15 protein-coding genes are annotated in these 12,711 nt (G+C 72.6%); 8 read left to right on the forward strand and 7 right to left on the reverse strand.

Annotated features, from left to right (window positions below; genetic code table 11):
* The first annotated feature begins 134 nt into the window (after window positions 1-134).
* Window positions 135-791, forward strand: a complete 657-nt coding sequence (locus C1I95_RS26200; protein WP_111217655.1) for a C39 family peptidase — start codon at window positions 135-137, stop codon at window positions 789-791.
* A gap of 133 nt (window positions 792-924) precedes the next feature.
* Window positions 925-1,377 (forward strand): GNAT family N-acetyltransferase, encoded by a 453-nt coding sequence (locus C1I95_RS26205; protein WP_111217657.1) that lies wholly within the window; start codon window positions 925-927, stop codon window positions 1,375-1,377.
* A gap of 285 nt (window positions 1,378-1,662) precedes the next feature.
* On the opposite strand, the gene ligD is transcribed toward C1I95_RS26205, so the two are convergent.
* A complete protein-coding gene (ligD, locus tag C1I95_RS26210; protein WP_111217659.1) occupies window positions 1,663-2,688 on the reverse strand; it encodes a non-homologous end-joining DNA ligase in 1,026 nt (341 codons plus the stop codon).
* 47 nt (window positions 2,689-2,735) lie between these two features.
* Here ligD and msrB point away from each other — a divergent pair, with 47 nt between their 5' ends.
* Entirely contained in the window at window positions 2,736-3,146 is a 411-nt protein-coding gene (msrB, locus tag C1I95_RS26215) for a peptide-methionine (R)-S-oxide reductase MsrB (protein ID WP_111217661.1), read from the forward strand.
* Window positions 3,147-3,152: 6 nt separating this feature from the next.
* Here msrB and C1I95_RS26220 read toward each other — a convergent pair whose 3' ends face one another.
* The 3 genes from C1I95_RS26220 to C1I95_RS26230 all read right to left on the reverse strand — a co-directional run bounded on the left by C1I95_RS26220 (window position 3,153) and on the right by C1I95_RS26230 (window position 5,023).
* A complete protein-coding gene (locus tag C1I95_RS26220) occupies window positions 3,153-3,734 on the reverse strand; it encodes a DUF305 domain-containing protein (protein WP_111217663.1) in 582 nt (193 codons plus the stop codon).
* Window positions 3,735-3,901: 167 nt separating this feature from the next.
* A complete protein-coding gene (locus C1I95_RS26225) occupies window positions 3,902-4,645 on the reverse strand; it encodes a lytic polysaccharide monooxygenase (protein WP_111217665.1) in 744 nt (247 codons plus the stop codon).
* A 102-nt stretch (window positions 4,646-4,747) separates the two neighbouring features.
* The gene (locus C1I95_RS26230; RefSeq protein ID WP_111217667.1) at window positions 4,748-5,023 is read right to left on the reverse strand and encodes an isoamylase early set domain-containing protein; all 276 of its coding nucleotides are present in this window, start codon (window positions 5,021-5,023) and stop codon (window positions 4,748-4,750) included.
* Window positions 5,024-5,236: 213 nt separating this feature from the next.
* Between C1I95_RS26230 and C1I95_RS26235 the strand changes: the two genes are divergently transcribed.
* The 3 genes from C1I95_RS26235 to C1I95_RS26245 all read left to right on the forward strand — a co-directional run bounded on the left by C1I95_RS26235 (window position 5,237) and on the right by C1I95_RS26245 (window position 7,243).
* Complete coding sequence (locus C1I95_RS26235) at window positions 5,237-5,497, forward strand: metallothionein (RefSeq protein WP_111217669.1); 261 nt, start codon at window positions 5,237-5,239, stop codon at window positions 5,495-5,497.
* Window positions 5,498-5,636: 139 nt separating this feature from the next.
* Window positions 5,637-6,071 carry a GNAT family N-acetyltransferase gene (locus C1I95_RS26240; RefSeq protein ID WP_111217671.1) on the forward strand — a complete coding sequence of 145 codons (435 nt, stop codon included), beginning with the start codon at window positions 5,637-5,639 and terminating at the stop codon, window positions 6,069-6,071.
* 149 nt (window positions 6,072-6,220) lie between these two features.
* A complete protein-coding gene (locus C1I95_RS26245; RefSeq protein ID WP_111217673.1) occupies window positions 6,221-7,243 on the forward strand; it encodes a lytic polysaccharide monooxygenase auxiliary activity family 9 protein in 1,023 nt (340 codons plus the stop codon).
* A 153-nt stretch (window positions 7,244-7,396) separates the two neighbouring features.
* On the opposite strand, the gene hemQ is transcribed toward C1I95_RS26245, so the two are convergent.
* From hemQ to hemE, 3 genes are read right to left on the reverse strand one after another with little or no spacing between them, the layout of a single operon-like run.
* A complete protein-coding gene (gene hemQ, locus C1I95_RS26250) occupies window positions 7,397-8,101 on the reverse strand; it encodes a hydrogen peroxide-dependent heme synthase (protein WP_111217675.1) in 705 nt (234 codons plus the stop codon).
* The gene (hemG, locus tag C1I95_RS26255) at window positions 8,098-9,507 is read right to left on the reverse strand and encodes a protoporphyrinogen oxidase (protein ID WP_111217677.1); all 1,410 of its coding nucleotides are present in this window, start codon (window positions 9,505-9,507) and stop codon (window positions 8,098-8,100) included. The genes hemQ and hemG overlap by 4 nt, the downstream gene beginning before the upstream one ends.
* 5 nt (window positions 9,508-9,512) lie before the next feature.
* Window positions 9,513-10,598, reverse strand: coding sequence for a uroporphyrinogen decarboxylase (gene hemE, locus C1I95_RS26260; protein WP_111217684.1), 1,086 nt, complete (start codon window positions 10,596-10,598; stop codon window positions 9,513-9,515).
* Window positions 10,599-10,733: 135 nt separating this feature from the next.
* Between hemE and C1I95_RS26265 the strand changes: the two genes are divergently transcribed.
* Together C1I95_RS26265 and C1I95_RS26270 are read left to right on the forward strand one after the other, a co-directional pair.
* Entirely contained in the window at window positions 10,734-11,306 is a 573-nt protein-coding gene (locus C1I95_RS26265; RefSeq protein ID WP_111217679.1) for a DUF3000 domain-containing protein, read from the forward strand.
* Window positions 11,307-11,400: 94 nt separating this feature from the next.
* Window positions 11,401-12,711 (forward strand): ribonuclease D (locus tag C1I95_RS26270; RefSeq protein WP_111217682.1); only part of this gene is annotated, 1,311 nt, incomplete at its 3' end.

Raw genomic sequence — 12,711 nt, forward strand, 5'->3', positions numbered from 1 at the left:
CCCGGACGTCGAGCAGGTCCCCCGCGGATCGCCGACGAACCCGGATCGACTTCCCCTTTCGCACGGCCCACCCGCTGTCCCCGCATTTCGCGGTGTGGACCGCGCACACCCCCGAACGGAAGGCGTGACTCATCATGCGTACCGACATCCTGCGTAAGACCGCCCTGACCATCGCCGCCACCGCCGCCACCGCCGGCGGCATCGCCGGACCCGCCATCGCCGCCCAGGCCACCCCGGGCGCGCAGGCCGCCACCGCCTCGGTGAAGGCCGACCGTAAGAGCAGCGAGCGTGAGCTGAACGTCCGCTACGAAGCCCAGCCCAACTTCTACTACTGCGGCCCGGCCGCGACCCGTAACGCCCTGTCGGTGCAGGGCAAGGACATCAACGTCGACGCCATGGCCAAGGAAATGGGCACCACCGAAGACGGCACCAACTCCATCAACGACATCACCCCCGTCCTGAACAAGGAAACCGGTAAGAACGTCTACAAGTCCGTCGAGATCAACAGCGCCAAGGCCGACACCAAGCAGGCCGACAAGCTCCGAGACGACGTCGTCCGTACCGTCGACGACGGCCGCGCCGTAGTCGCCAACATCGCCGGCACCGCCACCGACACCGACGGCACCACCCACTCCTTCGAAGGCGGCCACTACATCAGCGTCGTCGGCTACCGCGACAACGGCAAGACCGTCACGATCGCCGACTCCGCCAACCCGAACACCGCCTCCTACCGGATGAGCGTCGACAACCTCGCCAACTGGATCGCCACCCGCGGCTACACCGCCAGCTGACAACCCAACAGTGCTAGGAAGGGCCCCTTCCTTCCACACCACCAGCCGAAGGGCCGACCCCCCAACCGGGGTCGGCCCTTCGGCGTCCGGCGGCCCCGCGCATTGGTGCGCGCCGCTGTGCGACCCTCGCGGGATGAGCGACGTGATCTTCCGCGAGGCGGTCCGGGCCGACCTGCCCACCGTGCTCGACCTGCTCGCCGACGACGTGCTGGGGCGCACCCGCGACGTCGGCGAGGTCGACGCCACGTACGAGAAGGCGTTCGCGGACATCACCGCCGACCCGCGCAACCAGCTCGTCGTCGCCGATGCCGGGGGCGAGGTGCTCGGCTGCATGCAGCTCACCTACATCCCCGGGCTCGGGCGGCACGGCGCCGAGCGGCAACTGGTCGAGTCGGTCCGGATCCGCTCGGACCAGCGCGGCCGGGGCCTGGGACGACAGATGATGGCCTGGGCGATCGACCAGGCACGGCAGCGCGGCTGCGGGCTGGTGCAGCTGACCACCGACAAGAGCCGCCGCGACGCACACCGCTTCTACCTCAGCCTGGGCTTCGTCGCCAGCCATGAGGGCATGAAGCTCAGTCTCTGACGCCGGCCGACGGCTCGACCAGCCGGGGCCGTCCCACCTCATAGCCGAAGAGGGCACCCAAGGTCGTGCTCGATGCCGGATCGAGTGGCCTCGAAGCGACTTGGAAGCCACTCGATCCAGGATCGAGCACGATTTTGCTGGTCAGCATGCCCTGGGTGCGGCAAATCGGGCCGCCAGCGAGACAGGGAAGCCGACACGCAGGAAACTGGCGAAGCCAGCCGCAGGTGTGCGGAAGGCTGGGCAGCAGGTAACGCGTGAGGAGCCGACGGGGCGGCGGCGGGCGGGTCAGCGGGGGCGATCGCGGTCCTTGGACGGCTGCACCCGCTTCGGTTCGCCGGGCATCTTCGGATGGTCCGGCGGGTACGGCATATCGCCCTCGCCGGCGGCGGCGTCCCGCTCGGCCCACTCCAGCAGCGGAGTGATGTCCCACCCGGCGTCGTCGATGCCGGCGTGCGGATCGCCCTGCTCCGCCAGCCGCTGCGGCACCGTACGCAGGTCGAAGTCGTCCGGGTCGACGTCAGGCAGCTCGTCCCAGGTGACTGGAGTCGACACGGTCGCCCGCGCGTTGGCCCGCAGCGAGTACGCACAGGCGATGGTGCGGTCCCGAGCCATCTGGTTGAAGTCGACGAAGACCCGCTCCCCGCGTTCCTCCTTCCACCAGGCGGTGGTGACCAGGTCGGGGCGACGGCGGCCCAGCTCCCGGGCCAGCGCGATGGTTGCCCGGCGTACCTCCACGAACGACCAGCGCGGCTGGATGCGCAGGTAGACGTGCACGCCCCGACCGCCGGAGGTCTTCGGCCAACCGGTCACACCCAGTTCGTCGAGGATCGCGCGCAGCTCGCCGGCGGCGGTCGCCGCGTGCGCGAAGTCGGTGCCGGGCTGCGGATCCAGGTCGACCCGCAGCTCGTCGGGACGGTCGACGTCGGCGGCGCGTACCGGCCAGGGGTGGAACACGATGGTGCCCATCTGCGCCGCCCAGGCCACGTGGGCCAGGTCCGCCGGGCACAGCTCCGCGGCCTTCCGCCCGCTGGGGAAGCTGATCTCCGCGGTACGCACCCAGGGCGGCACGCCGCGGGTCGGCACCCGCTTCTGGAAGAACATCTCGCCCTCGACGCCGTCGGGGAAACGTTGCAGCGTGGTCGGCCGGTCGCCCAGCGCACGCATGATGCCGTCGCCGACACCCAGGTAGTAGTGGAAGACGTCGGCCTTGGTGAAGCCGCGCTTCGGGAAGATCACCCGATCGGGGCTCGACAACCGGACGGTGTGCCCGGCCACCTCGATCTCCTCGGCCGCGGCCCGTGTGCCACCCATTGCGCGACCATATGCGATGGGTCCGACCTTCGACGTACCGTTGGTGGGTGAGTCTTCCCGACAGCGAACTGCCCCGCACCGAAGACGAGTGGCGGGTCCGGCTCAGCCCCGAGGAGTTCCGGGTGCTGCGCGAGCACGGCACCGAGCCCGCCTGGACCGGCGAGTACGTCGACACCAAGACGCCCGGCATGTACCGCTGCCGGGCCTGCGGTGCGCAGTTGTACCCCAGCGACACCAAGTTCGACTCGCACTGCGGCTGGCCGAGCTTCGACGACGCCATCCCCGGTGCGATCAAGGAGATCGAGGACAACAGCCTCGGCATGCGCCGTACCGAGATCCGCTGCGCCCGCTGCGACAGCCACCTCGGGCACGTCTTCCACGGCGAGGGCTTCACCCCGAAGAACACCCGGCACTGCGTGAACTCGCTCTCCATCCGCCTGGACCCCAGCGGCGCCTGACAACGGTCAGCCCCGGGCTGCGGGGCGAGCGGCCATCAGCTCGACCTGCGCGGTACGCGACTGCTCGACCCGTTGGGCGAGGTCGCGTACCCGCTCGTCGTTGCCGGCCGCCAGGTGCGCCCGGGCCAGGTCGGCGGCGGCCTGCTGGTGGGCGCAGAACACCTCGATCAGCACCGCGTCGAGGTCGGCGTCCGAGGCGTCGCGCAACCGCGCCAGCTGGTCCGGGCCGGTCCCGTGCCCGGCATGGTCGTCGGCCCGGGCACTGCGCCCGGCCTGCGCCAACCAGGTACGCGCGGTCTCCAGCTCGTCGGCCTCGGTCACCTCGATCGCGGCGACCAGGGTCCGCAGCTCGGTGTCGGCCAGCCGGTCCCGGACCAGCCGGACGATCTCCAGCGTCTGCTCGGTGTGCCCGGCCATCATCGACAGGAACAGCAGGTCGATGCCGGTCATCTCGGCGTTGTCGGGCGTCCCGGACACGGCCGGCACCGGCGCGCCTGCGGCGGGCGGTGGTGCCGGGGTACCGCCGGCCGTCGGCGCCGACGCCCCACCGCACCCGGCGGCGAGCAGCACGACGAGCAGGGCAACCACCGCATACCCGCCAGGCAACGGGCGCCCAGCGGACACCGCAGGCCCGCCGGGCGACTGGCGCGCGGCAGGCGACTGGCGCACGGCGGGCACGAGGCGTACCACCGGGCGGGTGCGGTGTGCCGGCGGGAGGTGCGGCGCGGGCCGGGCCCGACCGCACCTCCCGCTGGTCAGACCAGGCTCCACAGCGCCGGTACGTTCGGCGGCTCCCACCCCGCGATGGCCGTGTGCGCCTGCCGGCAGCGGTACGTACGCCCGCCGTAGGTGACCTGGTCGCCGACGGCGTACGCACGGCCTGCGGTCCAGGTGCCGCCAGCCGGCGGGTTGGTGGTCGGCGAAGCCGTCGGGGTGGGCGACGGCGGCGCAGTGGTCGGGCTCGGGCTGGGCGTCGGGTTACCGCCGCCGCCACCGATCTGCAGGTCGACGCAGGAGTAGAACGCGTTGGCGGTGTCGGAGATGTTCCACACGGCCAGCAGCTTCTGCCGGCCGGAGTAGCCGGACAGGTTGACGGTGTGCGACACGGTCGCGCCGGGCTGGCGTCCGCCGCCGGAGAACACCGCGACCCGGGTGTTGCCGATGAAGTACTCCCAGTCACGGGTGGCGTGCATGGCCGTGTTGACCCAGGTGAACGTCACCGTGGTGCCGACCGAGGTGGCCGGCCAGCCCCGGTTGTCGTCGTTGAGGACGGCGAAGTGCGCGATGTTGGCGTGACAGTTGCGCAGCCCCTTGGGGCCTTCGACGCTCTGCGGCTCCCACTGGATCTGCCCGCAGTCGGGGACCCGCTTCTGAGCGCAGAGCGCCTGGCGGCTCGGCGGCGACGAGACGTAACCGTGGGCCTGGGCCGGGGTGGCGACGGCCAGGGTGGAGAGCATGGCGCCCGTCGCGACGAGCGGAAGGACGAATCTTCGGCGCATGGTGGCAGCTCCTTCGCGGGCGTGTTGCCTGGTGAGGTGCCACCAACATAATTTAAACCTTGTTAACAGTAAAGACCATTGTCGATAAAAGACGGCCGAAACTCACAGGACCAGCAAGCCGCCCTGGTCGTCCAGCCGGTCGGCGGACTCGTCGTCGAACCACAGCCCACCCGTGGCCAGATACCGGAAGCGGTACCGCCCCGGACCGAGGCGTACGGTCACCGTCCGGGTGCCGTCACGGCGGGCGACCAGCTCGTGCTGGCCGGGTGTCCAGCCGTTGAAGCAGCCGACCACGCTGACCGTGCCGGGCGGGGCGTCCCGGGGAAGGCAGAAGGTGACCCGGGTCTGGCTGCCGAAGAGTCGGTTGCGCTTGATCATCGTCTTCCTCCTGGTTCGCGGAACCCACAAGACGCCGGCCAGGCCACCCGACGCGGCGGCGAGTTCGCCGGCCCCGGCCAGGTCACCTGGTACAACGGCCGACACGCGGGGCCGACACGCCGCCACCCCTGGGCGACCTCCGCCATTTCGCCCCGGTCCGCCCACCGACATGCCGCACGCTGAGCGAAACATCAGCTTCCGGAGGGATCCGTCGTGGCAACGTGCGAGGTCTGCGGCAACGACTACTGGCTGGCGTTCGAGGTGCGTACGGTCAGTGGTGACGTACACACCTTCGACTGCTTCGAGTGCGCCGTGCACAAGCTGGCACCGATCTGCGAACACTGCCAGATCAAGATCGTCGGACACGGAGTGGAGGTGTCCGGTCGGTTCTTCTGCTGTGGGCACTGCGCCCGGGCGGTGGAGGCCGAGCAGGGCGCCGAGATCCGCGACGCCGTCGGCGCCCGTCCCGCCTGATCCCCCACCCCCTCGGCGGATTCGGAGTCGAAAGCAACCACGCGCACCGGAAGCTGCGAGCGCCCACGGCCGGGAGCGGGTCGCAGGCGGGCGACCACCCGGAACGAGCACCGGGCCAGGTACGGCCTAACCTGGGCGGATGCCGAGCACGGAACTACGGGTCGCCGGATTCGCCGACCTGGACGCGCGCACCTTCCACGACCTGGTGCGGCTGCGTGTCGACGTGTTCGTGGTCGAGCAGGAGTGCGCGTACCCGGAACTCGACGGGCGTGACGTCGAACCCGGCACCCGGCACCTGTGGCTGACCCACGGCGGCGCTCCGGTGGCGTACCTGCGGATTCTGGCCGACCCCGACGGGGTGGCCAGGATCGGGCGGGTGGTGGTCGCGCCGGCGGCCCGGGGCGGCGGGTACGCCGGGAAGTTGATGGCCGCGGCGCTGACCGAGATCGGTGACCGGCGGTGCGTGCTGGACGCCCAGTCGCACCTGGTCGACTTCTACGCCCGGCACGGTTTCACGGTCAGCGGACCGGAGTACGTCGAGGACGGCATCCCGCACACCCCGATGAGGCGCTGACCAACCACACGCCGCCGCATTGACGGATGGCGATGTTTTGTGCCATTCTTCCCGTCGGAGCCAGTACACGGCCACGCAATTGGCGCGGGAGAGGCAACTCCCGGAGGTCCGGGCGATGTCGCGATCCGACGACTCCCCCTGGGGGCTCCATGTCCAATCTTCTCAGATCATCACGCGCGCTGTGGTTGCTGGCCGTCGCGGCCACCGCCACGCTGCTGCTCACCACTGCGCTGGCCAATCCCGCCTCCGCTCACGGGTCCGTGATCAACCCCGCGTCCCGCAACTACGGCTGCTGGGACCGGTGGGGCGGCGACTTCCAGAACCCGCGGATGGCCACCGAGGACCCGATGTGTTGGCAGGCCTGGCAGGCCAACCCGAACGCCATGTGGAACTGGAACGGCCTGTTCCGCGAGGGCGTGGCCGGCAACCACCAGGGTGCCATCCCGAACGGCCAGCTCTGCTCGGGCGGCCGTACCGAGGGCGGGCGGTACAACGCCCTCGACACGGTCGGCGCCTGGCGGACCACCTCCATCTCCAACAACTTCCGGGTCAAGTTCTTCGACCAGGCCAGTCACGGCGCCGACTACATCCGGGTGTACGTGACCCGGCAGGGTTACGACGCGCTGACCCAGCCGCTGGCCTGGTCCAACCTGGAACTGGTCGGCCAGATCGGCAACACCCCGGCGTCGCAGTGGCAGCGGGAGAGCGGCGGGGTCTCCATCGAGATCCCGGCGAACGCTCCCGGCCGCACCGGCCGGCACATCGTGTACACGATCTGGCAGGCCAGCCACTTGGACCAGTCGTACTACATCTGCAGCGACGTGCAGTTCGGCGGTGGGACGACTCCGCCGCCGACCAACCCGCCGGCGGGTGCCTGCGCGGCGACGTACCGGGTCACGAACTCCTGGTCCGGTGGCTTCCAGGGCGAGGTGCAGGTGACCGCGGGCAGCGCGGCCATCCGGGGCTGGAGGGTGACCTGGACGTACGCCAACGGCCAGCAGATCAGCCAGGCGTGGAACGCCACCGTCAGTTCCAGCGGTTCGGCGGTGACCGCCACCAACGTCAGCTACAACGGCGGCCTCGGTGCCGGAGCCAGCACCACATTCGGGTTCCTGGCCTCGAACACCGGCACGAACAGCACGCCGACGCTGACCTGTACGGCGACCACCTGACCCCGGTCGGGGCCGCGCCATTCTCCCTCCGGCGCGGCCCCGCCCGGCCCGGCGGCGTAGCCCAGCCCGGCGGCATCGCTCGCTGCGGGTCGACGCGTTAAGAAGGGCCCCCTGTACAACGCCAGGCGTTAATAAGGTGCCCTTCCTTGCACCTCAGGCGAGGGCGGAGACGATGTCGGCGATCGGGCGGCGGCGGCCGGTGTAGAAGGGGACCTCCTCGCGCACGTGCAGCCGGGCGCGCGAGCCGCGCAGGTCGCGCATCAGGTCGACGATCCGGTGCAGTTCGTCGGCCTCGAAGGCGAGCATCCACTCGTAGTCACCGAGCGCGAACGAGGCGACCGTGTTGGCGCGTACGTCCGGGTAGCCCCGGGCCATCTGGCCGTGCTCGGCGAGCAGTTCCCGCCGCTCGGCGTCGGGCAGCAGGTACCAGTCGTACGAGCGGACGAACGGGTAGACGCAGAGGTAGGCGCGGGCCTCCTCGCCGGCGAGGAACGCCGGGATGTGGCTCTTGTTGAACTCGGCCGGCCGGTGCAGCGCCATCTGCGACCAGACCGGGGTCAGCGCCCGACCCAGGGTGGTCCGGCGGAACCGCAGGTACGCGTCCTGGAGGTCGTCGCTGGACGAGGAGTGCCACCAGATCATCAGGTCCGCGTCGGCGCGCAGGCCGGACACGTCGTACGTGCCGCGGACCGTGACATCCTTGCCGGCCAGTTCCTCGATCAGCGACTCGACCTCGCCGGTCACGTTGTCGCGCAGCGACGGCAGCGGCGCGCTGGCCCGGAACACCGACCACATGGTGTAGCGGATGGTGGCGTTGAGCTCCCGCAGCCGGGCCGCGTTGCTCTGCTCCTCGGTCATCTCCCCGATCCTTCCAGTGCTGTGATGATCTCCTCTGCCGCGGTCTCGCCGGAGCGGACGCAGATCGGGATGCCGACCCCGTCGTAGCCGGCGCCGGCCACGGTCAACGTCGGATGCGCCGCCCGCAGTACCGTCCGCGCGGCGGCCACCCGGTCGAGGTGGCCCGGGGTGTACTGCGGCAGCGCGCCGCCCCAGCGTTGCACGTGCCCGTCGACCGGGGCGGGCAGCGGCACGTCGAGCACCGCGGACAGTTCCCGGTGCACGGTGGCGGCGAGGTCCTCGTCGGCGCGCTGGAGCTGGGCTTCCTCGCCGTACCGGCCGACCGAGGCGCGCACCAGGGCCAGCCCGTCCGGCCGACGCAGGTGCCCCCACTTGGTGGTGAAGAAGGTGGACGCCTTGATCAGCAGCCCCTCGGTGCCGGGCACCAGGAAGCCGGAGAGCTGCGGCAGCGCCGGTTCGGGCAGGGCCAGGGTGATCAGGGCGACGCTGGCGTAGTCCAGCCCGCCGATGCCTGCCGCCGCCTCGGGGGCGACGTCGGCCAGCAGCCGGGCCGTCGGGCGGGCCGGCACGGCCAGCACCACCGCGTCGACGTCGACGTGTTCGGGGTCGCGGGTCGGGCCGACGGTGAGCCGCCAGCCGGCACCGGTCGAGGTGAGTTCGCGTACCGCCGCGTGCCGACGGATGGTCGCGCCGCTGGCCGTCGCGGCCGCGTCGACCAGGGTGCTCAGCCCGCCGGCCAGGGTGCCGAAGACCGGCTCGCCGGGGGCGCGGGGCGCGGCGGCCTGTGCCGCGCGGACCGCGCCGAGCAGCGTGTGCGCCGACCGGGCCGCCCGGGCCAGGGCCGGCATGGTGGTGGCCAGGGACAGGTCGTCGGCGCGGCCGGCGTACACGCCGCCGAGCATCGGGTCGACCAGCCGGTCGACCACCTCGTCGCCGAACCGGGCGCGGACCAGCCCGCCGACGGAGACGTCGTCGTCGGGGCCGAGCAGCGGCCGGCCGCCGTCGCGGCCGGCCTCCGGAGTCGGCCGGGCCACCGTCGCCGCCTTGTCCAGATCCCCGGGTACGCCCACCAGCGTCCCGCCGGGGATCGGGCGCAGCCCGCCGTCGACGGCGAGCGCCGCCTGCCCGACGGTGGGGTGCACGATCCGCCCGGCCAGTCCGAGCCGGCGGACCAGGGCCACGGCCGCGGACTCCCCGCCGGCCGGGTCACGCATCAGGAACGACTCCGCGCCGAACTCCACCGGCCCGCCGGCCAGCTCGCCGGTGCGCAGCTTGCCGCCGAGGGTGCCGGACTGCTCGTACACGATGATCTCGGTGCCCTCGGGGGCACGGTCGCGCAACCGGAGCGCGGCGGCCAGGCCGGCGATGCCGCCGCCGACCACCGCCACCCGCCACCGCGTCGCCATCGCGATCAGCCCCGGGCGGACAGCTCGTGCACCAGGGCGACCACCCGGGTCAGCACCTCCGGGTCGGTCTCCGGCAGCACGCCGTGGCCGAGGTTGAACACGTGCCCGGGGGCGGCCCGACCCTGGTCGAGGATCCGGCGCACCTCGGCCTCGATCACCGGCCACGGGGCGAACAGCACGCAGGGGTCGAGGTTGCCCTGCACGGCCTTGTCCGGCCCGATCCGGCGGGTCGCGGCGTCCAGCGGGGTACGCCAGTCGACGCCGACCACGTCGGCCCCGGCCTCGCCCATCGCGCCGAGCAGTTCGGCGGTGCCCACCCCGAAGTGGATCCGGGGCATACCCACGTCGGCGAGCCCGGAGAGCACGGCGATCGAGTGGGGCAGCACGAAGCGGCGGTAGTCGGCCTCGGAGAGCGCTCCGGCCCACGAGTCGAACAGCTGCACCGCGGAGACCCCGGCCTCGATCTGCACCCGCAGGAACGCCAGGGTCACCTCGGCCAGCCGGCCGGCCAGCGCGTGCCACAGCTCGGGCTCGCCGTACATCAGCGCCTTGGTCTTCGCGTGGGTCCGCGACGGGCCGCCCTCGACCAGGTAGCTGGCCAGGGTGAAGGGGGCGCCGGCGAAGCCGATCAGCGGGGTGTCGCCCAGCTCCTGGACCAGCATCCGGACCGCCTCGTCGACGTATGAGACGTCGTCGCGGCCGATCGGCCGGATCCGCTCCACGTCGGCGGCGGTGCGCACCGGTTCGGCCACCACCGGCCCGGTTCCGGGCACGATGTCCAGGTCGACCCCGGCGGCGGCGACCGGCACCACGATGTCGCTGAACAGGATCGCCGCGTCCACGTTGTGCCGGCGCACCGGCTGGAGGGTGATCTCGGTGACCAGCTCGGGCCGCCGGCAGGACTCCAGCATCGCCACGTTGGCCCGGATCTCGCGGTACTCCGGCAGCGACCGGCCGGCCTGCCGCATGAACCAGACCGGCGTGTGCGGGACGGGCTGGCGCCGACACGCCCGCACGAAGGGCGAATCGGCGGGCCCGCCGGGGCGGGGTGCGTCGTCTCGGGCGGCGGTGCCCGTGGTGTCGGTGGTCATCGCGGCCATCGTGCCACGCGCCCCGACCCGTCCCCGCGCCCACCGCCACCTTTGTGACGTGCACACGATCATCAGCAGGTCGGTCGTCGGCGCGCCGTCCCGACGGCGAGCCGAGCGGCGGCATAGGCTGCCGGCATGGCCCCCCCGATCGCGCTTCCGGACACCTTCGCCCGCGCGGTCGCCGGGCTCCGGTCCGCGGCGCCCCGGCCGGAGATCGTCCTGGAGGAGGTGGGCGCGCCGCAACGGCTGGCGCCGTACTCCTTCGCGCTCTCCGCGTCCGTGCTGCGCGACGGCGAGGAGATGACCACCGGGCGGCTGATCCTCCTGCACGACCCGGCCGGGCACGAGGCGTGGCAGGGCACCCTGCGACTGGTCACCTACGTGACCGCCGAACTCGAGGTCGACCTCGCCGCCGACCCGCTGCTGCCCGGCGTCGGCTGGACCTGGCTCACCGACGCCCTCGACGCCCATGACGCGGGGCACCGGGCCATCGGCGGGACGATCACGCAGACGACGTCGACCCGGTTCGGCGAGCTGGCGGGCCCGCCCGCGGCGGGCGACATCGAGATCCGCGCCTCGTGGACCCCGACCGGCCTGGACCTGACCCCGCACCTGTACGCCTGGTGCGCCCTGCTCGCCTCCACCGCCGGCCTGCCCCCACCCGGCGTCACCGCGCTGCCGGAACGCCGGCCGGCCACCACCGGCTGAACGGCAGGGGCTTCCGGGCGGCCCACGACGATCAGCCGACACGCGGCGGGGCGGGTGCGCGGCGCGCGATCCGCTCGCGCACTAGGGTTGTCAGGTGACCGACGAACCACCCCTGCGCCGTCGGGCCGCCGCAAGCCGTACGGGAAACGAAACCCAGCACCCGCCGTCGGCGCGGCCGGAGCCGTCGGACGCGGGGACCGAACCCACCGGCGGCGAGTCCGTACCGCTGACCGCGCCCCGTGAGGGCACCCCCGAGCCGGTAGCCGTACCGGAGCAGCTCGCCGAGGTGGTGGCCCGATTCGCGGCCGGCACCGGGCCGGTGGCCCTGGACGCCGAGCGCGCCTCCGGCTACCGCTACAGCCAGCGGGCGTACCTCGTACAGCTGCGCCGCGGCGGCGCCGGCACCGCGCTGATCGACCCGCTGCCGCTGCCCGACCTGAGCGCCCTCGACGCCGCGATCGCCGAGGCGGAGTGGGTGCTGCACGCGGCCAGCCAGGATCTGGCCTGCCTCGCCGAGCTGGGGCTGCGCCCGCGTCGGCTGTTCGACACCGAGCTGGCCGCCCGGCTCGCCGGGTTCGAACGGGTGGGCCTGGCCGCGCTCACCGAACAGCTGCTCGGCTTCAGCCTGGAGAAACACCACTCCGCGGCGGACTGGTCCAGCCGGCCGTTGCCCGAGTCGTGGCTGACCTACGCCGCGCTGGACGTCGAGCTGCTGACCGACCTGCGTGACGCGCTCGACGCGGAGCTGGCCCGGCAGGGCAAGTCCGAGTGGGCGGCGGAGGAGTTCGCCGCGCTGGTGCGTACCGGCGCCCGGCCGCCCCGGGTGCGGGCCGAGCCGTGGCGACGCACCTCCGGCATCCACCGGGTACGCGGCGCGCGGGCGCAGGCCCGGGTCCGCTCCCTGTGGTACGCCCGCGACCAGATCGCCGCCCGCCGGGACGCGGCACCGGGCCGGGTGCTGCCCGACGCGGCCATCGTCGCGGCGGCCGAGCTTGACCCGAAGGACGAGAAGACGCTGCTCACCCTGCCCGGCTTCGGTGGGCGCTCGGTGCGCCGGTTGGCTCGCACCTGGCTGGCGGCGCTGGACGACGCCCGGCAGTTGCCGGACGACGCGCTGCCGGTGACACCGACGGTGGAGGGTCCTCCTCCGCCGCACCGCTGGGCCGAACGTGATCCGGCCGCCGCCGCCCGTCTGGCCCGCTGCCGGGAGGTGGTGCTGCGGGTGGCCGGCGAGCACAACCTGCCACCGGAGAACCTGATCACCCCCGACACCGTCCGCCGCGTCGCCTGGCAACCTCCCGAGGAAATCACCGAGGCGACGGTGGCCGAGGTGCTCCGCAGCTTCAACGCCCGCGAGTGGCAGATCGCCCTCCTTCTCCCCGCCCTGGCGGAAGCCCTCCTCGCC

The sequence above is a fragment of the Micromonospora craterilacus genome, assembly GCF_003236315.1.
Taxonomy (GTDB): Bacteria; Actinomycetota; Actinomycetes; order Mycobacteriales; family Micromonosporaceae; genus Micromonospora; species Micromonospora craterilacus.

Coding starts and splice junctions, on each gene's coding strand:
- C1I95_RS26200 (WP_111217655.1), top strand. CDS start 135: ATGCGTACCGACATCCTGCGTAAGACCGCCCTGACCATCGCCGCCACC.
- C1I95_RS26205 (WP_111217657.1), top strand. CDS start 925: ATGAGCGACGTGATCTTCCGCGAGGCGGTCCGGGCCGACCTGCCCACC.
- ligD (WP_111217659.1), bottom strand. CDS start 2,688: ATGGGTGGCACACGGGCCGCGGCCGAGGAGATCGAGGTGGCCGGGCAC.
- C1I95_RS26225 (WP_111217665.1), bottom strand. CDS start 4,645: ATGCGCCGAAGATTCGTCCTTCCGCTCGTCGCGACGGGCGCCATGCTC.
- C1I95_RS26230 (WP_111217667.1), bottom strand. CDS start 5,023: ATGATCAAGCGCAACCGACTCTTCGGCAGCCAGACCCGGGTCACCTTC.
- C1I95_RS26240 (WP_111217671.1), top strand. CDS start 5,637: ATGCCGAGCACGGAACTACGGGTCGCCGGATTCGCCGACCTGGACGCG.
- C1I95_RS26245 (WP_111217673.1), top strand. CDS start 6,221: ATGTCCAATCTTCTCAGATCATCACGCGCGCTGTGGTTGCTGGCCGTC.
- hemQ (WP_111217675.1), bottom strand. CDS start 8,101: ATGACCGAGGAGCAGAGCAACGCGGCCCGGCTGCGGGAGCTCAACGCC.
- hemG (WP_111217677.1), bottom strand. CDS start 9,507: ATGGCGACGCGGTGGCGGGTGGCGGTGGTCGGCGGCGGCATCGCCGGC.
- hemE (WP_111217684.1), bottom strand. CDS start 10,598: ATGACCACCGACACCACGGGCACCGCCGCCCGAGACGACGCACCCCGC.
- C1I95_RS26265 (WP_111217679.1), top strand. CDS start 10,734: ATGGCCCCCCCGATCGCGCTTCCGGACACCTTCGCCCGCGCGGTCGCC.